The 19,272-nt window shown below is 74.1% G+C and carries 18 protein-coding genes and 6 tRNA genes; 9 read left to right on the forward strand and 15 right to left on the reverse strand.

Going from position 1 to position 19,272, the window contains the following annotated elements; genetic code table 11:
- The 3 genes from FHS37_RS23210 to FHS37_RS23220 all read right to left on the reverse strand — a co-directional run bounded on the left by FHS37_RS23210 (position 1) and on the right by FHS37_RS23220 (position 2,328).
- Positions 1 to 1,290: an ABC transporter substrate-binding protein gene (locus FHS37_RS23210; protein ID WP_184824397.1), complete on the reverse strand. Its 1,290-nt coding sequence runs from the start codon at positions 1,288 to 1,290 to the stop codon at positions 1 to 3.
- Between the two features lie 431 nt (positions 1,291 to 1,721).
- Positions 1,722 to 1,793: transfer RNA gene (locus FHS37_RS23215), tRNA-Val, on the reverse strand.
- 79 nt (positions 1,794 to 1,872) lie between these two features.
- Positions 1,873 to 2,328: a TIGR02611 family protein gene (locus FHS37_RS23220; RefSeq protein WP_184824399.1), complete on the reverse strand. Its 456-nt coding sequence runs from the start codon at positions 2,326 to 2,328 to the stop codon at positions 1,873 to 1,875.
- 191 nt (positions 2,329 to 2,519) lie between these two features.
- Here FHS37_RS23220 and FHS37_RS23225 point away from each other — a divergent pair, with 191 nt between their 5' ends.
- Positions 2,520 to 2,933 carry an SsgA family sporulation/cell division regulator gene (locus FHS37_RS23225; protein WP_004002642.1) on the forward strand — a complete coding sequence of 138 codons (414 nt, stop codon included), beginning with the start codon at positions 2,520 to 2,522 and terminating at the stop codon, positions 2,931 to 2,933.
- A 317-nt stretch (positions 2,934 to 3,250) separates the two neighbouring features.
- A complete protein-coding gene (locus FHS37_RS23230) occupies positions 3,251 to 3,811 on the forward strand; it encodes a CGNR zinc finger domain-containing protein (protein WP_184824401.1) in 561 nt (186 codons plus the stop codon).
- Positions 3,812 to 3,965: 154 nt separating this feature from the next.
- Here FHS37_RS23230 and FHS37_RS23235 read toward each other — a convergent pair whose 3' ends face one another.
- On the reverse strand, positions 3,966 to 4,118 hold the full coding sequence (locus tag FHS37_RS23235) for a hypothetical protein (protein ID WP_184824403.1): 153 nt from the start codon (positions 4,116 to 4,118) through the stop codon (positions 3,966 to 3,968).
- Positions 4,119 to 4,292: 174 nt separating this feature from the next.
- Positions 4,293 to 4,730, reverse strand: a complete 438-nt coding sequence (locus FHS37_RS23240) for a hypothetical protein (RefSeq protein WP_184824405.1) — start codon at positions 4,728 to 4,730, stop codon at positions 4,293 to 4,295.
- A 227-nt stretch (positions 4,731 to 4,957) separates the two neighbouring features.
- Between FHS37_RS23240 and FHS37_RS23245 the strand changes: the two genes are divergently transcribed.
- Entirely contained in the window at positions 4,958 to 5,482 is a 525-nt protein-coding gene (locus FHS37_RS23245; protein WP_184824407.1) for a DsbA family protein, read from the forward strand.
- A 235-nt stretch (positions 5,483 to 5,717) separates the two neighbouring features.
- On the opposite strand, the gene FHS37_RS23250 is transcribed toward FHS37_RS23245, so the two are convergent.
- From FHS37_RS23250 to FHS37_RS23260, 3 genes are all read right to left on the reverse strand, one after another.
- Positions 5,718 to 6,542, reverse strand: a complete 825-nt coding sequence (locus FHS37_RS23250; RefSeq protein ID WP_184824408.1) for a GNAT family N-acetyltransferase — start codon at positions 6,540 to 6,542, stop codon at positions 5,718 to 5,720.
- A gap of 61 nt (positions 6,543 to 6,603) precedes the next feature.
- A complete protein-coding gene (locus FHS37_RS23255) occupies positions 6,604 to 7,425 on the reverse strand; it encodes an aminotransferase class IV (RefSeq protein ID WP_184824410.1) in 822 nt (273 codons plus the stop codon).
- A gap of 3 nt (positions 7,426 to 7,428) precedes the next feature.
- Positions 7,429 to 8,475 (reverse strand): chorismate-binding protein, encoded by a 1,047-nt coding sequence (locus FHS37_RS23260; protein ID WP_184824412.1) that lies wholly within the window; start codon positions 8,473 to 8,475, stop codon positions 7,429 to 7,431.
- Positions 8,476 to 8,652: 177 nt separating this feature from the next.
- Here FHS37_RS23260 and FHS37_RS23265 point away from each other — a divergent pair.
- The 5 genes from FHS37_RS23265 (at position 8,653) to FHS37_RS23285 (ending at position 9,115) form a co-directional block, all read left to right on the forward strand.
- Positions 8,653 to 8,725 (forward strand) — tRNA-Gly (locus FHS37_RS23265).
- Between the two features lie 37 nt (positions 8,726 to 8,762).
- A tRNA-Cys gene (locus tag FHS37_RS23270) sits at positions 8,763 to 8,836 on the forward strand.
- A gap of 1 nt (position 8,837) precedes the next feature.
- Positions 8,838 to 8,909 (forward strand) — tRNA-Val (locus FHS37_RS23275).
- A 19-nt stretch (positions 8,910 to 8,928) separates the two neighbouring features.
- Positions 8,929 to 9,000: transfer RNA gene (locus FHS37_RS23280), tRNA-Val, on the forward strand.
- A 43-nt stretch (positions 9,001 to 9,043) separates the two neighbouring features.
- A tRNA-Val gene (locus tag FHS37_RS23285) sits at positions 9,044 to 9,115 on the forward strand.
- A gap of 58 nt (positions 9,116 to 9,173) precedes the next feature.
- Here the strand turns inward: FHS37_RS23285 and FHS37_RS23290 are convergent.
- The 4 genes from FHS37_RS23290 to FHS37_RS23305 form a co-directional block, all read right to left on the reverse strand.
- A complete protein-coding gene (locus tag FHS37_RS23290; protein WP_184824414.1) occupies positions 9,174 to 9,455 on the reverse strand; it encodes a TFIIB-type zinc ribbon-containing protein in 282 nt (93 codons plus the stop codon).
- An 80-nt stretch (positions 9,456 to 9,535) separates the two neighbouring features.
- Entirely contained in the window at positions 9,536 to 10,468 is a 933-nt protein-coding gene (locus tag FHS37_RS23295; protein WP_184824415.1) for a phosphotransferase family protein, read from the reverse strand.
- A gap of 201 nt (positions 10,469 to 10,669) precedes the next feature.
- Positions 10,670 to 10,879, reverse strand: coding sequence for a hypothetical protein (locus FHS37_RS23300; RefSeq protein WP_184824417.1), 210 nt, complete (start codon positions 10,877 to 10,879; stop codon positions 10,670 to 10,672).
- Positions 10,880 to 11,102: 223 nt separating this feature from the next.
- Entirely contained in the window at positions 11,103 to 11,378 is a 276-nt protein-coding gene (locus tag FHS37_RS23305; RefSeq protein WP_159530806.1) for a DUF8836 family protein, read from the reverse strand.
- A 195-nt stretch (positions 11,379 to 11,573) separates the two neighbouring features.
- Between FHS37_RS23305 and FHS37_RS23310 the strand changes: the two genes are divergently transcribed.
- Positions 11,574 to 13,034, forward strand: a complete 1,461-nt coding sequence (locus FHS37_RS23310; protein WP_184824419.1) for a serine/threonine-protein kinase — start codon at positions 11,574 to 11,576, stop codon at positions 13,032 to 13,034.
- A gap of 10 nt (positions 13,035 to 13,044) precedes the next feature.
- Here the strand turns inward: FHS37_RS23310 and FHS37_RS23315 are convergent, their stop codons facing one another.
- From FHS37_RS23315 to cobT, 3 genes are all read right to left on the reverse strand, one after another.
- Positions 13,045 to 13,863: a TrmH family RNA methyltransferase gene (locus FHS37_RS23315; RefSeq protein WP_184824421.1), complete on the reverse strand. Its 819-nt coding sequence runs from the start codon at positions 13,861 to 13,863 to the stop codon at positions 13,045 to 13,047.
- Between the two features lies 1 nt (position 13,864).
- The gene (gene cobA / locus FHS37_RS23320) at positions 13,865 to 15,097 is read right to left on the reverse strand and encodes a uroporphyrinogen-III C-methyltransferase (RefSeq protein ID WP_184824423.1); all 1,233 of its coding nucleotides are present in this window, start codon (positions 15,095 to 15,097) and stop codon (positions 13,865 to 13,867) included.
- 206 nt (positions 15,098 to 15,303) lie between these two features.
- The gene (gene cobT / locus FHS37_RS23325) at positions 15,304 to 19,224 is read right to left on the reverse strand and encodes a nicotinate-nucleotide--dimethylbenzimidazole phosphoribosyltransferase (protein WP_184824425.1); all 3,921 of its coding nucleotides are present in this window, start codon (positions 19,222 to 19,224) and stop codon (positions 15,304 to 15,306) included.
- Positions 19,225 to 19,272 lie beyond the last annotated feature (48 nt).

The following is a 19,272-nucleotide window of genomic DNA, read 5'->3' on the forward strand; positions in this document are numbered from 1 at the left end:
TCAGCCGGCGAACGCGGCCTTGGCCTCGCTGAACAGTGCCTTGGCGGCGTCGGCCGGCTTGGTCTTGCCCTGGGCGACCTCGCCGCCGATACGCAGGAACGCCGCCTCGATGACGTCGGCGCCCGACGGGTGCGGGGTGATCCTGCCGAGGACGCCGGCCGCGGCGACCTCTTCCTCGTAGGCCGCGACACCCTTGTTGTTGTCGTCGGTGGGCTTGAACGCGTCGTACTGCTCGGTGGTGGCGAGGATGCCGCGGTCGTAGCCCATGATCCTGCCGACCTCGGGGTCGTGGACCATGAAGTCGATGAACTGGGCCACTTCCTTGGGATGCTTGGTCCCGGAGAAGGCGCTCAGCATCAGCGAACCGAGGTACTGGCCGGTGGCCTTGCCGTCCGTGGTGGGGATCGGCGCGAGCCCGTAGTCCGACTCGCCCTCGCCCTCGTAGCGGATGGAGAAGTTGTCCCAGGTGAACTCGGACGCGGCGAGGCCCGCCGAGAGCGCCGACTTGGGCTTGACCTGCTCGACCTTCTTCGGGTCGGCGACGAGCCCGGACCGCACGCGCTTGTAGCCGTCCTCCCACCACTGCGTCAGGTCGTCCTCGGTGAAGCCGAGATCGGTGTCCGTGAAGAAGGCCTTGCCGTTCTGGCGCAGGTAGAGGTCGTAGAGGTACATGATGCTGAAGTAGCCGGTGTCACCGGCGATCCTCAGCTTGTCCTGGATCGTCTGCAGCGCGTCGAAGTACTCGTCCCAGGTCCAGCCGAACTTCGCCTCCACCCCGGCCTTCTCGAACGCCTTGAGGTCGATGACGAGCGCCATGGTGTTGGCGCCGACGGGGACGGCGATCTGCTTGCCGTCGACCTGACCGTTCGCCAGCACGCCGTTGCGGAAGTTGTCCAGGCTCAGATTCCCGGCGTCCGCCTGCGCCTTGAGGTCCAGCAGGACACCGCGCTTGTCGTACTTACGCAGGAAGCCGACCGCATTCTGGAAAACGTCCGGCGGATTCCCGCCGGAGGCCTGGGTCTGGAACTTCTCCCAGAACGCCTCGTAGTCGGTGAATTCAGGCTTGATCTTGATCTTCGGGAACTTCTTCTCGAAGAGCGCGATCGTCTTCTTGATGGCGATGGTGCGCGGCTCGCCGCCCCACCACGCGTAACGGAGTGTGACCGTCCCGTCTCCGGAACCGCTGCCGCCGCCACACGCGGTGGCCGTCGCACCGAGCCCCGCGACGGCCAGCGAGGCCCCCGCCGCTTTGAGGATCGTCCGCCTCTCCACCCTGTCGCCCTGCTGCATGTGAGCCTCCCCGCGCCGTTCGCGTCCGCCTCATGAATCGTTTCAAGTAAGCGCTTGCTGGCACAAGTTACGGAGGGCCTACGGGCACGTCAATGATTCGGACAGGAATTGCCGACCGCCCGGACCGCGCGAGAAGGGCGACCGCTTCGGCCGCGCGCTCGTGCGTGCGGCGAAACCCGCAGGTCGGCACCCCGTGGTCGACCGACCGAACGTCGGCGGACCGGACCGGGAGGGCGCCGCGGAAGGTCACGGTTGGATGAAGACGGCCGGAAGCGGAACGGCTCGGCCGCCCCCCGGGCCCCGGACGACACCGGCGGCGGACGCACAGGGAGCGGGCGCGGAGGGAGCGGGCGCAAAGGAAGCGGGGCCCCGCCCCGTACACCACGGCGGCCCGGCTCACGTCTCGTGAGCCGGGCCGCCGTGTGGTCCGGTGGGCGATACTGGGTTCGAACCAGTGACCTCTTCGGTGTGAACGAAGCGCTCTCCCACTGAGCTAATCGCCCGGGTGCAGGAAGAACATTACCCCATGTCAGGGGGTGCCCGTGACCGGCGGGGGCCGGATCACCGCACCCCCGCCGGGGATCACTGGTCCTCGATCTTCCAGGGCATCTGAAGGCCGAACTTCCACAGATAGACCCCGGCCAGCGCCGCCACGATCACCACACCGATCGTGGTCAGGATGATGTTCCGGCGCCGCACCTTGGGGTCGAGCGCGCGCTGCGCCGCCTCGGTGACCTTGCGCTTGGTCCACCGGAGCACCAGCTGGGCCCAGACGAACTCGGTCGCCCAGATCGCCATGCCGCCGAAGATCACCACCCAGCCCGGCCCGGGCAGCACCAGCATCGCGGCGCCGGCCACCACGACCGCGAGGCCGACGATGAAGACGCCGACCTGCCAGCTCAGGTGCAGGACGCGACGCGCCTTGATGAATTCCGGTGCCCGCGAGCCGAGCCCTCGCGCCTCGTCCTGGCCTTCGTCCACTGTCACCCCGTGAGCCGCCACGGCGGCTTCGCCAGGCTTGTTACTCCCCGTGTTCATGCAGCCAAACCCTACCTGAGCGAAACACATCACCGGAATGGGTGCACGCCGTGGGCGACCTCTCGGCCGGAAGAGTTACGTAAACGCACGCAAAACACTCAGAGGGGTTTACAACGGCACCGTAGGTGGCATGTCGATTTCGCCGACGTGCGAATCCCCGAGCGCACACTGAGCGAAAGGCCCTGGCGCTTATGAACACCACGGTCAGCTGCGAGCTGCACCTGCGCCTCGTTGTGTCGAGCGAGTCCTCCCTGCCTGTCCCCGCAGGCCTGCGGTACGACACGGCCGACCCCTACGCCGTGCACGCCACCTTCCACACCGGAGCCGAGGAGACCGTCGAGTGGGTGTTCGCCCGCGACCTCCTCGCCGAGGGACTGCACCGTCCCACGGGCACCGGCGACGTCCGCGTCTGGCCGTCGCGCAGCCACGGTCAGGGCGTCGTCTGCATCGCCCTGAGCTCGCCGGAGGGGGAGGCACTGCTCGAGGCCCCGGCACGGGCTCTGGAGTCCTTCCTGAAGCGCACCGACGCCGCCGTGCCCCCCGGCACGGAGCACCGGCACTTCGATCTCGACCAGGAGCTCTCGCACATCCTGGCGGAAAGCTAGGCGAGGCTCGGCAAGCCGCCCGGCGCCGTCGACTCGGGGAGACGGCTCGGGCCCGGACACAGCCGCATCACGGACAACCGCATACGGCATACACCGGCGCCGGCGTCGTGGGGACCTCCCGCGGGCGGCGCCGTTGTGCCGTGCACCCGCCACGACCGACCGCGTGCGCTGTGTGACGGCTCGGGAACGCCACGGGGTGCTCCGACGTTGTATTCGAAGCCATGTGCGGAGCGGGGGCGGTGCGGTGCTTGCCGGAGCCACTACCATCGGCCAGCATCGACGGGCGCCCGCCCGACCCCCAGGCCAGGGAGCGAATCGTGCTGATCACCCACGACACCCGGTGCGCGCTGGACACCGTGGTGGATCTGGTGAACACCGCGCCGGAGGACGACGCGACGCCGGACGGACTGCCGGATGTCGCGGCTCTCGAGGTTTTCGTGCAGAAGCACGAGGTCAGCGAGGTCGGAGTGCTCACGGAGCTCGATCTGGCCGCGGTGCGCAAGATCCGCGGCCGGTTCGCGGCGGTGTTCGCCGCTCCCGACGCCCGCAGCGCCGCCGGGCTGATCAACGAGCTGATCGCGGCCGCGGGCACCACCCCCCGGCTCACGGACCACGACGGCTACGACTGGCACGTGCACTACTTCGCGCCCGGCGCCTCCGTCGCCGACCACCTGGCCGCCGACTGCGGGATGGCGCTGGCGTTCTTCGTGGTCGCGGGCGAGCAGGAGCGCCTGCGGCGCTGTGAGGCCCCGGACTGCCGGCACGCCTTCGTCGACCTCTCCCGCAACCGCTCGCGCCGCTACTGCGACAGCCGCACCTGCGGCAACCGCCTGCACGTCGCCGCGTACCGGGCGCGGCGCAAGGAGGCGGCGGGCTGACCGTCCGGGCAGCCCGGCGAGGCCCCTGGACGGAGGTCCCGGAACCGAGGTCCCGGAACAAGGGGCACGGGGCCGGTGGGCGGGTTCTCCCGGCGCTTCCCTGTGCCGTGCCGACGCGGTCCCGACGGGTGACGCCGGGTACCGCGGGTACGGCTCACAGCCACAGCAGGTCGTGCAGGGCAGCCGTGAGCAGCAGACACCCGATCACCGCAAGGAAGATCATCAGCGGTGGCTGGGATAGGGCGAAGAGGCATCCACGCGGCTCGTCCTGAGGCGGCGCGGCATCGCTCTGTTTCGTGTCCAGCATCTCGCGGCGATGATGACGCATCGGGAGCGTTGGAGGCGATCAAGACGCACGGGGTGAACGCGGGTTCGCCGATTCCGTGATCTACGGATCGGGTTGTGATCACTTCCGGACGCCGCGGGATCCCCTATGACGTTTCAGCCCGCTCACGCCCGTCGCCCGCGGTCAGGCGCACCGTCATATGCCGTGCTTCTTGAGGATGGCCTCGATGTCGCTGAAGTCGTCGTCGCCCCGGGAGGCGGGCGCGGGCCGGGTCGCCGGGCGGGAGCCCTGCCCCAGGGAGGGCGCCGAGGCCGCCGGGGCCACCGTCTCCGGCTGTGCCGCCGCCCGGGCCGCCTTGCGCTCCTTGCGCGTGCCACCGCGTCGGCGCTCCACGGTACGCGTGGTCGCGAACAGCACCCAGGACAGACCCAGCACGCCGAAGCCCGCCCAGGCCGTCGGGCTGAAGGCGGTGTCGGCCAGCCAGTCGACGACGCCGGTCATCACCAGACCGACGGGGACGAGCGCGTAGGCGGCGATGCGGGCCGCGGCGAGGAAGCGCTTGCGGTAGGCCGTGACCACCGCGATGCCCAGGCCCGCCGCGGAGACGGCGGAACAGACGGTCTCGGCAATCATCCGGTCCTCCAGGCGGCGTGCGGTCGCAGCGGGTGCTTCGTCCCTTCCATCCTGCACCTGCCGGACCCCGCCGGGCCATGCTCCGGCCGGACATCAGGGACATCTCCGGGTCGACTCCTCCGCAGGTGCCGGTGGTGGCGTACGACCGGCCGGGAACGGTTCCGGGGTTTCCGGGACCGCGCGGGGTCCGATTGGGTGGACCCGGGCGGGACTGGGAGACTGTGGCCATGAGCGACTCCTCCCCCGACCGCCCCGCCGCCCCCGTCCTCGACGTGTGGTGCGAGCTCCAGTGCCCGGACTGCCGCGACGCCCTCGACGACCTCCGCGCCCTGCGCGCCCGCTACGGGGACCGTCTGGAGCTGCGGCTGCGGCACTTCCCGCTGGAGAAGCACAAGCACTCCTTCGCCGCCGCCCAGGCCGCCGAGGAGGCGCTGGAGCAGGGACAGGGCTGGCCCTACGTCGAGGCGGTGCTGGGCCGGGTCGAGGAGCTGGACCGCCGGGGGGAACCCTTCCTGGTCGAGGTCGCCCGGGAACTCGGTCTGGACGCCGAGGAGTTCGACACCGCACTGATCGACGGGCGACACATCCTGGTCGTGGACGCGGACCAGGCCGAGGGCAAGGCGATCGGGGTGACGGGCACCCCGACCTACGTCATCGGCGGTGAGCGCCTCGACGGCGGCAAGAGCCAGGAGGGCCTGCGCGAGCGCGTCGAGGAGATCGCGGACCGGCTGCTGGCCGGCCGGGAGGGCTGACGGCCACGCGGTCGCGGCGTGCCCGGGGGCGGCTGGGCCCGATCGCGTGACGGCCGGCTCCCGGGGCCTGCGCGCCGCCGGGCGGCTCAGGGCCTCCCGCCGCTCTCCGGCCGCGGCCACGGGGCAGGTCGTCAGGGCTCCGCCCGCCCGGCTCGAACCGCGGACACGGTGCGTGCCGGTGCGCGGGTCCGCTCCCGCCCGCCGCTCAGGAGCGGTGGTCCGGGAGCCTCACCGGCTACAGCAGCGTCTTGTACATCGCGTACCCGACCGTCCCGTAGCCGAGTGACGCGTAGAGCCGCTCGGCCGGCGTGTTGCCCGCGAAGACGTTGAGGCCGAGGGTCCGTTTGCCCGCGGCGATCGCCTGGGCCTCGGCGAGCAGCATGAGGGAGCGTCCGTGTCCCCGGCCGCGGTGGGCGGCGTCGGTCTCGACGTCGAAGACGTAGCCGTGCTCCTCGCGCACCGAGAGCCACAGGGTGCCCACGGGCGTGCCCTCGTGCTCCAGGACGCTGAAGAGCATGCCCCCGGTGGCGCGGCCCTCGGGCAGCAGGACGGCGTTGTCCCTCTCCGCCTTGGCCCGCGCCTCGGCCTCGGGCACCCCGCGCGCGATCCAGTCCCGCGCGTACTTCTCGTCGCCCCTGGCCTTCCACGGCCCGTACTCGGCGTCGGTCATCGGCCGCGCCCCGCTGCCCTCCGGGAGAGCGGGCGGGGTGTCGCCGAGCGGCTTCTCCATGCCGCGGCTGCGCACGACGTAGCCGAGCGCCGTGGCGAGGCGGAGGGCCGGTCCGGCGTCGGCGGGGACGGCCACCTCGATGCGGCGGCACCCCCAGCCGCGCACCACCTCCTCCGCCGCGAGCGCGGCCACCGTGCCCCGGCCGCGCCGACGGTCCGGTTCCTCGATGTGCAGGCTCGTGATCCGGGCCACGGCGTCACCGAAGACGGGGTGCGTGCCGAGGTGGACCGCCCCGACGGGACGGCTGTTGACGCACACCTGGTAGCGGCGCGAGCGCGTGCCGTCGGGGTTCTGCTGAAGCGGCTCGGTCGGCCGCAGGGTCGTGGTCATCACGGGTGTTCTACCCGCTGCCGCGCCCCGGTTCAGCCGAATATCCGGGCCGCCGCGGCCGTCACGGATCGAGGTCGGCGCCCGAGCGCTCGTCGAAGATCCGCATGGCCTTGGCGGTCACCGGGCCCGGGGCGCCGGGCAGTTCGCGGTCGTCGACGCGGTGCACCGCCTGCACGTCGCGCAGGGTGGAGGTGAGGAAGACCTCCTCGGCCCGTTCCAGCACGTCCAGCGGCAGGTCGGTCTCCTTGGCGCCGGTCCACTCCACGGTCAGGGCGCGGGTGACGCCCGCGAGGCAGCCGGAGGCGAGCGGCGGGGTGTGGATCTCTCCGTCGAGGACGACGAAGACGTTGGACCCGGTGCCCTCGCAGAGCTGTCCGACGGTGTTGCCGAACAGCGCCTCGGAGGCGCCCCGTTCCCGGGCGCGGGCGAGGGCGACGACGTTCTCGGCGTACGAGGTGGTCTTCAGGCCGGTGAGCGCGCCGCGCTCGTTGCGGGTCCAGGGCACGGTGACGACGGCGGTGGAGTCGGGGCGGCGGGTGGTCTCCCCGAGGGCGACCACGAGGGTCGGACCGTGCTCGCCGCGGTCGGAGCCGAGCGGGCCGTGGCCTCCGGTGCAGGTGATGCGCAGCCGGCCGAGCGGCATCGGGTTGGCCTCGAGGACGGCGGCGCAGGCGCGGCGGACCTCGTCCAGGTCGGGGTCGGGCAGCCCGAGTCCCCGGGCGGACCGGGTCAGCCGGTCGAGATGCCGGGTGAGCGCGAACGGACGGCCGTCCACGGCCTTCACCGTCTCGAAGATGCCGTCGCCCACGGTCAGTCCGTGGTCGAAGACGGAGACGCGGGCGGACTCGATGTCCTGCAGCCCGCCGTCGAGCCAGATCTTCACCTCTTAGGTCCCTTCACTCACCTCGTACGTCCCCGACGCTACCGCGAGCAGCCGGGAAGCCTTCAGTTCGGTCTCCCGCCACTCCCCCTCGGGGTCGGAGCCCCAGGTGATCCCGGCGCCGGTGCCGAACCGCAGGACGGCACCGCCGCCGGCGTCCCGGTCGATCCAGAAGGTGCGGATGCCCACCGCCAGCTCTCCGGCGCCGCGGTCGGCGTCGACCCAGCCGACGCCTCCGCAGTAGGGACCGCGGGGCGCCGTCTCCAGCGCGTCGATGATCCGCAGTGCGCTCGACTTGGGCGCGCCGGTGACGGAGCCGGGCGGGAAGGCGGCGGCGAGCAGCTCGGGCCAGCCGGCGCCGGGGCGCAGCTCGCCCCGGACCGTCGACACGAGGTGGACCAGCCCCGGGTGCTTCTCGACGGCGCACAGGTCCGGCACCGTCACGGTGCCGGTGGCGCAGACCCGCCCGATGTCGTTGCGGACCAGGTCGACGATCATGACGTTCTCGGCGTAGTCCTTCTCCAGGAGGTCCGCCTCGGTGCGCCCGGTGCCCTTGATCGGTCCGGACTCGACGACACGCCCGTCGCGGCGCAGGAACAGCTCGGGCGACGCGGTGGCGATCTCCACCCCGTGCCCGGGCAGGCGAATCGTTCCTGCATACGGCGCCGGGTTGCCCCGGGCCAGCAGGGCCGTGAGGGCGTCCACGTCGGCGCCGGACGGCACGGGCGCGGACAGCACGCGGCAGAGGTTCGCCTGGTAGACCTCGCCGGCGGCGATGTGCTCGCGGACGCGGCGGACGGCCGCCGTGTACGCGGCGCGGTCCAGCGAGGACGTCCACTCGGCGACGCCCGGCCCCCGCCAGGCCCCCGGCCGGGGCACCGGCACCGGCTGCTCCCGGACGTCCCGGAAGCGGGCGCAGGTCAGACGGCCCTCGAAGCCGGCGACGACGGCCCAGAACCCGGTGGAGTCCAGGGCCGCGGGGTCGTCGGTGACGTCGAGGAGCCCGGTGGCGACGCGGTTGCCGAAACGGGCGAGAGGTGGGAGGTCAGGCACGCGACGAGTCTATGGCGGGCGCCCTCCCGGCGGCCCGGCCCGGCCCGTCCGGGCGCCCCGGCCGGGTCCGTGAACAGGCGCAACGCAGCACGCTGCACAAACGCGTTTTTGTACTGGCCCCGGAATCCGCTAGAGTTCAACTCGTCGCCGGGAAGCGCAAGCCGACCGAAACGACAGGCGGACGTAGCTCAGTTGGTAGAGCGCAACCTTGCCAAGGTTGAGGTCGCGAGTTCGAGCCTCGTCGTCCGCTCGCAGGAAGAGGGGGCTTCCCGGTCCCCTGCACTCCTGGTGGAGTGGCCGAGAGGCGAGGCAACGGCCTGCAAAGCCGTCTACACGGGTTCAAATCCCGTCTCCACCTCCAAGGACGATTAGCTCAGCGGGAGAGCGCTTCCCTGACACGGAAGAGGTCACTGGTTCAATCCCAGTATCGTCCACTGGATCTTCGGATCCCCCGCGCGATTAGCTCAGCGGGAGAGCGCTTCCCTGACACGGAAGAGGTCACTGGTTCAATCCCAGTATCGCGCACGCAGTGCCCGTGATCCGCTCCTCGGAGTGGTCGTGGTCCCGAGGACGATTAGCTCAGCGGGAGAGCGCTTCCCTGACACGGAAGAGGTCACTGGTTCAATCCCAGTATCGTCCACATCACACCGGAGCCCCCGGTCGCGACAGCGGCCGGGGGCTCGGTCGTCCTCGGGCCTTCAGGACGAGAACAGCATGTGGCCGAAGCTCTTGTGGCGGCGGTGACCGTGGTGGCCACCGTGCGGGGCGCCCCACGCGGGAGGCGGCGGGGCCGCCGGATACGCCTGCGGAGCGGCGGGCGGAGCGGGCGGTGCGGGCTGGGCCCACTGGGCCTCCAGCCGGGTCAGCGACTCCAGCTCGCCGTAGTCGAGGAAGATCCCCCGGCACCCGCTGCACTGCTCGATCTGGACACCGTTGCGGTTGTAGCTGTGCATCGGCGCACGGCACTTCGGACACTGCATGATCGATTCGACTCCTCGCCGGTCGGCCCTGCTTCACACGTCGCCAGGACAGACTCCGTCCGGCTTCGCTCGGTTGCACCCTAGTCCGTGGACGTGTGCGTCGACCGGGGCGGGAGCGCGGCCATGCGCGCACAGGCGTCGATCACGGACTGCTCCACCTCGTCCGGGGACCGCCCGTCCGCCGTGGCCTTGGCGATCATCCGCGCGGCGGTCTGCACGGTGAGGGCACGGGCCGGGACGTCCAGAACGGCCCAGGGGTCGCCGTCGCCGGGGACGGCCGGCCCGCCCGCGGCGCGATAGGCGTCGAGGAACCGTCCCCACTCCTCCCCCGGCAGCAGCCCGCAGGCGTACCAGGCCGCCGGACGCGCCAGGTCCCAGGCGGGGACGCCCACCCCCAGGTCGTCGACGTCGATCAGCCGCCAGGAACCGCCGGGGAGACGCACGAGCTGCCCCAGGTGGAGATCGCCGTGGCAGAGGGTGGTGCGGTCCGGCATCGGGGCCTCGGCGCGGGCCCACGGGGGCAGGGCGGCCCAGGCGCGCAGGACGGGGACGGCGGCCGGGGCGGAGCCGAGTGCCCGCAGCCGGGTGACGGCGCGGGCCGCCTTGGCCGGGCCCCGCATGGCGGACAGCGGCACGGGGGCGGGGGTGCGGTGCAGCAGGGCGAGCAGGGCGGCGGCGGCCTCCCACGGGGCGGTGTCGGGATCCTCCGGGTCGACCGGTGTGCCGTACGGCCAGAAGGTCACGAGCCGGCCGTGCAGGCCGACCGGGCCCGGACCGAGCGGGGGCAGGAAGACGTCCGGGAGGCGCGCGGCCACGGTGAGGCGCCGGGCCAGTTCCACGGGGTCGGCGTCCGGGGCGTGGGCCTTCGCGACGGTGTCCGCGTGGCGTACGACGGTGCCGTCGGGGCGGTCGGCCAGGGTGCCGGTCGCACCGCAGGGGCAGGCGGGGGTGCGTGCGTGGGCCACGCCTCTGACGCGGGCGGTGAGGTCGGGGAGGAGGGCGTCGGCGGTCATGGGGCTCCCTGGGGCGCGGGTCTGGAGGGAGGGTACGCGGAGGGGCGCGGTGCCTCCGCCGGCCCGCCGGAGGCAAAAGCAATGCCGGCGCAGCTCCCCAGCTGCGCCGGCATCTGTGCCGTCCGCCGCACCCCCGTCCCCACGGGGTTTCACGGGTGGATGTCCCCGCCCGGACCGCTCTTCCGGGCCTGGGGTCGCCGCTCAGCGCCCCAGCATCTCGCCCACGGACGACGCCTGTGTGGCCACCGTCTCCCACCCGTCGAAGACGAGGAGGAGCAGGACCGCCAGGGGAAGGGCCATCAGCGTCGCCACCAGCGGGTGGCGGCGGCCCTCGCGGCGCGGCCGGAACACGGCGGTGTCCGCCATCCGTTCCCGCGTGCGGACCAGTGTCCGCGGTGCCGTGTGGGCCATGGCCCCTCTCCTGACCGTTTCGGTTGTCGTGCTGCCGTGTTGTCGTGTGCTGTCGTCGGCAGCGGCGGGCGTCCGACCTCGGGGGACGAGTGCTGCACCCGCCGCTTGACCTCAAATCTAGGGGCCCGGCGCTCCCCGGACGTCATGCCCTCGTACCGATTGCCGGGCCTCCCGGAGGATGAGCCGTGACCTGCGGTGTACTCCCCTGGGTGGAGACGGGGTCCTACGTCTCAGGGACATCCCGGAAGGGCCGACCGCTCTGTCCGGCTTTCTCCGAGGTGTCCTCCCGCGGCACCGGCTGCTCCACCAGGGCGAGCACCCGGTTCGCCATGAAGCGGGCCGTCCGCACGACTGCCCCGGTTCGGGTGACTTCGCTCACTTCCACCACCCCCCGGCGGACCGCCGTCTCCACCCGGCGCCCGGCCCGGCTCGCCACCACCTCGTACGTGCGCGTCGTGTCCCCCGCGTCCACGACTATCTCCACGCGATCACCCTTCACGCGATCAATCCCCCTTCGGTGTCGGGTCGTTGGGATCATGCACCGCGTGGGCCCGGCCCGCCCGCGCGCTCCCTGACCACCCTTCAAGTCTCCCACCCGGCACTGACAATCGATCGGTCCGAGAGGGCGCGGCCTCTGCGCACGGGCGGCCGGGGAAACGTAAGCTGTGGCACGTCACAGGACCGGGCAGCGGGGATGAACATGGCGATGATGCGCCTGAGGCGCGAGGACCCGCGCGTCGTCGGCTCTTTCAGGCTTCACCGACGGCTCGGCGCGGGCGGGATGGGCGTGGTCTACCTGGGCTCCGACAAGAAGGGGCAGCGGGTCGCGCTGAAGGTCATCCGACCCGATCTGGCGGAGGACCAGGAGTTCCGCTCGCGGTTCGCGCGCGAGGTCTCGGCGGCCCGGCGCATCCGCGGGGGCTGCACGGCACGGCTGGTGGCCGCCGATCTCGACGCGGACCGGCCCTGGTTCGCCACGCAGTACGTGCCCGGCCCGTCCCTGCACGACAAGGTCGCCGGCGAGGGGCCGCTCCGCGCGGCCGAGGTCGCCTCCATCGGCGCGGCCCTGTCCGAGGGGCTGGTCGCCGTGCACGAGGCCGGCGTGGTGCACCGGGACCTGAAGCCGTCCAACATCCTGCTGTCCCCGAAGGGACCGCGGATCATCGACTTCGGCATCGCCTGGGCGACCGGCGCCTCGACGCTCACGCACGTCGGCACCGCGGTCGGCTCGCCCGGCTTCCTCGCCCCGGAGCAGGTGCGCGGCGCCGCCGTCACCCCGGCCACGGACGTGTTCTCGCTGGGTGCCACGCTCGCGTACGCGTCGATGGGCGACTCCCCCTTCGGCCACGGCAGTTCCGAGGTGATGCTGTACCGCGTCGTGCACGAGGAGGCACAGCTGCACGGCGTTCCGGACGCCCTGGCCCCGCTCGTCCGCGCCTGTCTGGCGAAGGACCCCGAGGAGCGGCCCAGCACGCTCCAACTCTCGCTGCGGCTCAAGGAGATCGCGGCCCGGGAGGCCCAGGGCCTGGCCGACGTCCGGCCGCCCGCGCCGCGCGCCGCCGAGGCGGAACGACTCACCGGACGCCTCGCCGACACCTCCCCTGACTCCCGCCCGGACCGCGCTCAGGGACGGCGGCCGGGCCGTCGCGGCACCCAGCCGGGCCAGGGGACTCCCGCGCCGCGCGGTGCGGCCGCCGGACGGGGCTCCCCCGCGACGGGGGGCGGGTCCACGCCCCGGCGCGGCACCCGCGGCGTGCCGCCGTCGCGGGGCGGCGGCACGTCCCGCGGCGGCGCCTCGCGCGGTGGCACGCCGTCCCGGTCCGGCGCCCGGCCCACCCCCGTGTCCCGGACCCCTGTCCGGTCCGGCGCCGGCCCCCGGCGCCAGGGGCCCCGGACGACGGGCACCGGTCTGCGTCCGGCCAATCCGCGGCTGCTCAGGCAGCGGTTGTTCGTGTTCGTCGTCGTGACGCTGGTGGTCGCGCTCGGCATCGCCCTGGTGCAGGGCTGCCAGGGGCCGTCACGGGGACTCGGCGGCGACGGGGACGGGGTGCGGGAGCAGCGGCAGGAGCAGGTGCCGGGCGGCGGCCACGAACCGCTGGACGAGGGCGGACTCATGTCCGAGCGGTACGTCTCGACCCTGGAGCAGGACGGCTGAAAGGCCGTCCCTACTCCTGCGGCCGCCCCGTGGCCACGGCGTAGAAGGCGACCGCCGCCGCGGCGCCCACGTTGAGGGAGTCGACGCCGTGCGACATCGGGATGCGGACCCACTCGTCGGCGGCGGCCAGGGCCCGGGTGGACAGCCCGCTCCCTTCCGCACCCAGCATCAGGGCCACGCGGTCCATCCGGTGGGGCGCGGCCTCGTCGAGTGACCGGGCCTTCTCGTCGGGGGTGAGGGCGAGGAGGGTGAAGCCCGCCTCGCGGACCGGGCCCAGCCCCTGGGGCCAGGGGTCCAGCCGGGCGTACGGCACGGAGAAGACCGCGCCCATGGAGACCTTCACGCTGCGGCGGTAGAGCGGGTCGGCGCAGTCCGGGGAGAGCAGGACCGCGTCCATGCCGAGGGCGGCCGCCGAGCGGAAGATCGCACCGATGTTCGTGTGGTCGTTGACCGACTCCATGATCACGACCCGGCGGGCGGTCCGCAGCAGGTCGGTCGCCGCGGGCAGCGGCCTGCGCTGCATGGAGGCGAGCGCCCCCCGGTGCACGTGGTAGCCGGTGACCTGTTCGGCGAGCTCCGGGTCGGCCACGTAGACCGGGGCCGGGAGTTCGTCGACGACGTCGCGCATGGCGTCGACCCACTTGGGCGAGAGCAGCATGGACCGCATCGCGTAGCCCGCGTCCTTGGCCCGTCTGATGACCTTCTCGCCCTCGGCGATGAACAGCCCCTCGGCGGGTTCGCGCCTGCGGCGCAGCTCCACGTCGGTCAGACCCGTGTAGTCGTGCAGGCGCGGGTCGCCGGGGTCCGAGACGGTGATGAGTTCGGCCATGTCACACCGCCCCGTGCGGGCCCACGCCGACGACCTCGCCGATCACGATGACGGCCGGCGGCCTGACCTCCTGCGCGACGACCGTCTCGGCGACCGTGGCCAGGGTGGCGTCGACCCGGCGCTGGGCGGCCGTGGTTCCCTCCTGGACCAGGGCGACCGGGGTGTCCGGGGACTTTCCGTGCGCCACCAGGGTCTCGGCGATCCGTCCGATCTTGTCGACGCCCATGAGGACGACCAGCGTGCCGGTCAGCTTCGCCAGGGACGGCCAGTCGACCAGGGAGCGTTCGTCGTCGGGGGCGACATGGCCGCTGACCACGGTGAACTCGTGGGCCACACCGCGGTGGGTGACCGGGATGCCGGCCGCGCCCGGCACCGAGATGGAGCTGGAGATGCCGGGGACGACGGTGCAGGGGATGCCCGCCTCGGCGAGCGCCTGGAGCTCCTCCATGCCGCGGCCGAAGACGTACGGGTCGCCGCCCTTGAGCCGGACCACCGACTTGCCCTGCCTGGCGTGTTCGATCAGCGCGTTGTTGATGGCCTCCTGGGCCATGAAACGGCCGTAGGGGATCTTCGCCGCGTCGATCACCTCGACGTGCGGCGGCAGTTCGGCGAGCAGGTCGCGCGGGCCGAGCCGGTCGGCGATGACGACGTCGGCCTCGGCGAGCAGGCGGCGGCCGCGCACGGTGATCAGGTCCGGGTCGCCGGGGCCGCCGCCGACCAGGGCGACGCCGGGGGTCCGGGTGCGGTGGTGCGGGGCGACGAGGGTGCCGTCGCGCAGGCCCTCGACCACGGCGTCGCGGACGGCGGCGGTGTGGCGGGGGTCGCGGCCCTTGGCGTCGGTGGTGAGGACGGCCACCGTGACGCCCTCGCTGCGTCCGGTCGCCGGGGTCCAGGCGGTGGCCCGGTCGGCGTCGTCGGAGCGGACGCACCAGACGCGGTGCCGCTCGGCCTCGGCGGAGGCCCGCTCGTTGGCGTCGGGGTCGCTGGTGGCGATCAGGGCGTACCAGGCGTCCGCGAGGTCGCCGTCGGCGTATCCGCGCCGCTCCCAGGTGATCTCGCCCGCGTCGGCCATCGCCTCGACGGAGGGGGTCGCCTCGGGGGACACGAGGAGGACGTCGGCGCCGGCCGCGACCAGGGCGGGGAGGCGGCGCTGGGCGACCTGGCCGCCGCCGAGCACGACCACTCGGCGGCCGGTGAGACGGAGGCCCACGGGGTAGGCGGGGTGTTCGGCCATGAGGGTACGGCTCCTCGTACGAGCGGCGTGCGGGGGTACGGCGCGGGGGGGCGCTACGGCACTGGAGCGGCCCTGACGTGCGGATTCTAGAGGCGGGGTTCAGCGTACGGCGGGGGTGGGTCCGTCGGCCGGGGTGGGCCCGACGGCGACGGTGCCCGTCCCGCCCGTGCCCACCCCGGCCGACGCTCCTCCCGGCTGCTTCTCGGCTACTTCTCGGTGACGCCCGCCGAGTCGAACGTCGCCACCTCGTGCATCGCCCGCGCCGTGCTCTGCACCAGCGGCAGCGCGAGCAGTGCGCCGGTGCCCTCGCCGAGGCGCAGGTCGAGGTCGACCAGGGGGCGCAGGCCCAGCTTGTTGAGGGCGGCCACGTGGCCGGGCTCGGCGCTGCGGTGTCCCGCGATGCAGGCGGCCAGGACCTCGGGGGCGATGGCGCGGGCCACCAGGGCGGCGGCGCCGGCGCTGACGCCGTCCAGGATCACCGGCGTCCGCAGGGACGCGCCGCCGAGCAGCAGGCCGACCATGGCCGCGTGCTCGAAGCCGCCGATCGCGGCCAGGACGCCGATCGGGTCGGCCGGGTCCGGCTGGTGCAGTTCGAGGGCGCGGCGGACGACCTCGGTCTTGCGGGCGAGGGTCTCGTCGTTGATGCCGGTGCCGCGACCGGTGACCTCGGCCGGGTCGGCGCCCGTGTAGACCGAGATGAGGGCGGCGGACGCGGTGGTGTTCGCGATGCCCATCTCGCCGGTGAGCAGGGCCTTGTTGCCGGCCGCGACCAGGTCGCGGGCGGTCTCGATGCCCACCTCGACGGCCTTCTTGGCCTCCTCGCGGGTCATCGCGGGGCCGGTGGTCATGTCGGACGTGCCGGCGCGGACCTTGCGCGGCAGCAGACCGGGCGTGGCCGGCAGGTCGGCGCAGACGCCCACGTCGACGATGCAGACCTCGGCCCCCACCTGGTTGGCGAAGGCGTTGCAGACCGCTCCCCCGCCGAGGAAGTTGGCCACCATCTGGGCGGTGACCTCCTGCGGCCAGGGGGTGACGCCCTGGGCGTGCACCCCGTGGTCGCCGGCGAAGATCGCGACGGCCGCGGGCTCCGGGATCGGCGGCGGGCACTGGCGGGACAGGCCGGACAGCTGGGCGGAGATGATCTCCAGCATGCCGAGCGCCCCGGCCGGCTTGGTCATGCGCTTCTGGCGCTCCCACGCCTCGCCGAGCGCCTTGGCGTCCAGCGGGCGGATCTGCGCGACGGTCTCGGCGAGCAGGTCGTGCGGTTCCTCTCCGGGCAGGGCGCGACGGCCGTACGTCTCCTCGTGCACGACCCAGGACAGCGGGCGGCGCTTGGACCAGCCCGCCTGCATCAGCTCGGGCTCGTCCGGGAACTCGTCGACGTAGCCCACGCACAGGTAGGCGACGACCTCCAGGTGCTCGGGCAGGCCGAGGGCGCGGACCATCTCGCGCTCGTCGAAGAAGCTGACCCAGCCGACGCCGAGGCCCTCGGCGCGGGCGGCGAGCCAGAGGTTCTCCACGGCGAGCGCGGAGGAGTACGGCGCCATCTGCGGCTGGGTGTGCCGGCCCAGGGTGTGCCGGCCGCCGCGGGTCGGGTCGGCGGTGACGACGATGTTCACCGGGGTGTCGAGGATGGCCTCGATCTTCAGTTCCTTGAACTGCTTCGCCCGGCCCTTGGGCAGCGACTTGGCGTAGGCCTCGCGCTGGCGCATGGCCAGTTCGTGCATGCTGCGCCGGGTCTCGGCGGAGCGGATGACGACGAAGTCCCAGGGCTGCGAGTGGCCGACGGAGGGCGCGGTGTGGGCGGCCTCCAGGACCCGGAGCAGCACCTCGTGCGGGATGGGGTCGCTGCGGAAGCCGTTGCGGATGTCCCGGCGCTCGCGCATGACCTTCAGCACGGCCTCGCGCTCGGCGTCGTCGTAACCGGGGGCGGCCGGGCCCGTGGGCCGTGCCGCTTCCGCCTCGGTCCCCTCCTCCCGCGCCTGCCGGTCGTCCACGCCGGCGCCCCGGGTGTCCAGGTCGTCCGCGTTCTGCACGCGGTCGGGGTCCGGCTCCGCGTCGGGTGCCGGTGCGGCGCCGGCCTCGGGCTCGCGGGGGGCGGGCACCGTGGCGGCCGCTTCCGGCGCGGGCTGTTCCGCCCCGGCCTGCTCCTCCACCGGAACGGCCAGGCCCCGGGGCGGGGTCGGCGCCAGCTGCGGAGTGGTGGGCACGGTCCCCTCCACGGGGACGAACTGCCCCAGGGGCTGGTCCGGCCCGGGCTCCAGGTGGACGGTGCCGGGGAGAGGGGTCGCGGGGCCGGCGGGCGCGCCGGGTGCGGGCACGGGCGTGCCGGGGACGTCGGCGCCGGGTGCGGCGGGAGCGTCCGCGCCGGGGAGCTCGGGGCCCACGGGGTCCGGCTGCGCGGGGACCGGCGCCCACGCGTCCTGCGGCCCGGGCTGCGCGGGCTGTCCGTCCGGGGCGGGCGCGGCCGGCTCCGCTTCCACCGGCTGGTGGGGTTCCGGCGGCTGGTGGGGTTCCGGCGGCTGGTGGGACTGCTCGGTGTCGGCCTGCCGCAGGGGCTGCCCGGCCGCCGCGGCGGGTTCCTGCGCGGACGGAGCCGCGACCGGGGGGCCGTCGACGGGCTGCGGGGTGACCTCGGCGGCCCCGGACGGGACGGGGGCCTCCGGGGCCGGTGCGGGCGGCACGGTCCCGGCGGGAGCCCCGGGCTCGACCGCGGGGGTGGTGTCCTCCGGCCGGGAGGCGGCCGCGGCCTCGGGGACGGGGGACACGGCGTCGGCGACGGGGCCCGGCACGTCCACGGCCGGGCCGGGCTCGCCGGCGGGAGCGGCGTCGGCCGCCCCGGCGGGGGCCTGGGGGGTGTCCTGGCCGACGACGACCGGGTCCTGGGGTGCGGGGGCCGCCTGCGCGGCGGTCCCCTCCCCCGTCGTCCCGGGGACGGGCGCGGCCTCTTCGGAGAGGACCGGTTCCGGGGCGGGCTGGGCCACGGGGGCCTCGTCCGCCGTCCCGGGACCGGGTTCCGCCTCCGGTGCCGCGGCAGCGGGTTCGGTGACGTCCGGTTCGGCGGCGACCCCCTCGGGGGGCGTGGCGCCGGGGGCGGTGGGGTGGGCCGCGGGCTCGGCGGCCGGCGCCGGCGAGGGGTCCTGGCCCCGGTCCGGCGCGGCGGCGGCCTCGGGAGACGGCACGGGCTCGGACGCCGGGCCGGTCCCGGGCGCGTGTGCGGCCTCGGCGACCTGTCCGGCCTCGGCGACGGGAGCCGGTGCGGGGGCGTGCGGGGGTTCCGCGTCCGGGGCCGGCGTGGGCACCTCCCCGCCCTGTGCGACGGCGGCCTGGCCGGCCTCGCCGGTCCCCGCGCCGGGCACGCCCGCGGCACCCTGCCCGGCGTCTTCGGCGACGGCGGCGGCCGTGTCGTGCCCGGTGCCCGCGACGGGGGCGCCCTCCGGGTCCCGCCCCGGCTCCGCGGGGGAGGCCTGCGCCCGTCCGGCGCCCGCCTCGGTGGCGACGCGGGCGACGACCGCCTGGGCCGCACCCACCGGATCCGCCGGAGGAACAACCGTTTCCGCGGGGGCCGCCCCCGCGCCCACCGCGGCCTGCGTGCCCCAGGGAGCCGCCGCCTGCGGGGCGGCCGTCTCCTGGGCGCGCGGGACGTCGAGGTACTCGGGACCCAGGGTCGGCGGCCCGGACTGACGGACCGGCACGTGGGCGGGGCCGCGGTCGGCGAGGGAGCGGACCGGGCCGGCGGAGAGGTCGGGGACGGGCGGCCCGAGGTGCAGCGGGCGGCGCGGCGCGGTCGGCGCCGACTGCTCGTGCGGGGCCGCGAACCCGGGCGCCGGCGCCTGCCCCTGCCCCGGGTCGGGCAGACGGACGCCGCCGAGGTCGACCGAGCCGCTGTCGCGGCCGGACGTCTCGTGCGGGCCCGGCTCGTGCACGGTCTCGACGACCGGCTCGGGAACGGGCGGGGCGACCTCGTTGCCCCAGGCTCCCTGGGCTCCGGGCAGCAACAGGTCTTCGTCCTCGGCGGGACTGCCGGAGAGGTAGGTGTACGGGTCGGGCGCGGGGACGCCCGGCTGTTCCACCATGCCTGCGTTCTCCGGCAGTCCCTCGGCCGGGACCTGGCCGGTGTCGGTCATGCGTACCCCTCGCCCATCGGTTAGTGCTCCCTACGACCAGCTCACCCG

Origin of the sequence: Streptomyces griseomycini (assembly GCF_014203535.1) — a bacterium.
Classification (GTDB): Bacteria; Actinomycetota; Actinomycetes; order Streptomycetales; family Streptomycetaceae; genus Streptomyces; species Streptomyces griseomycini.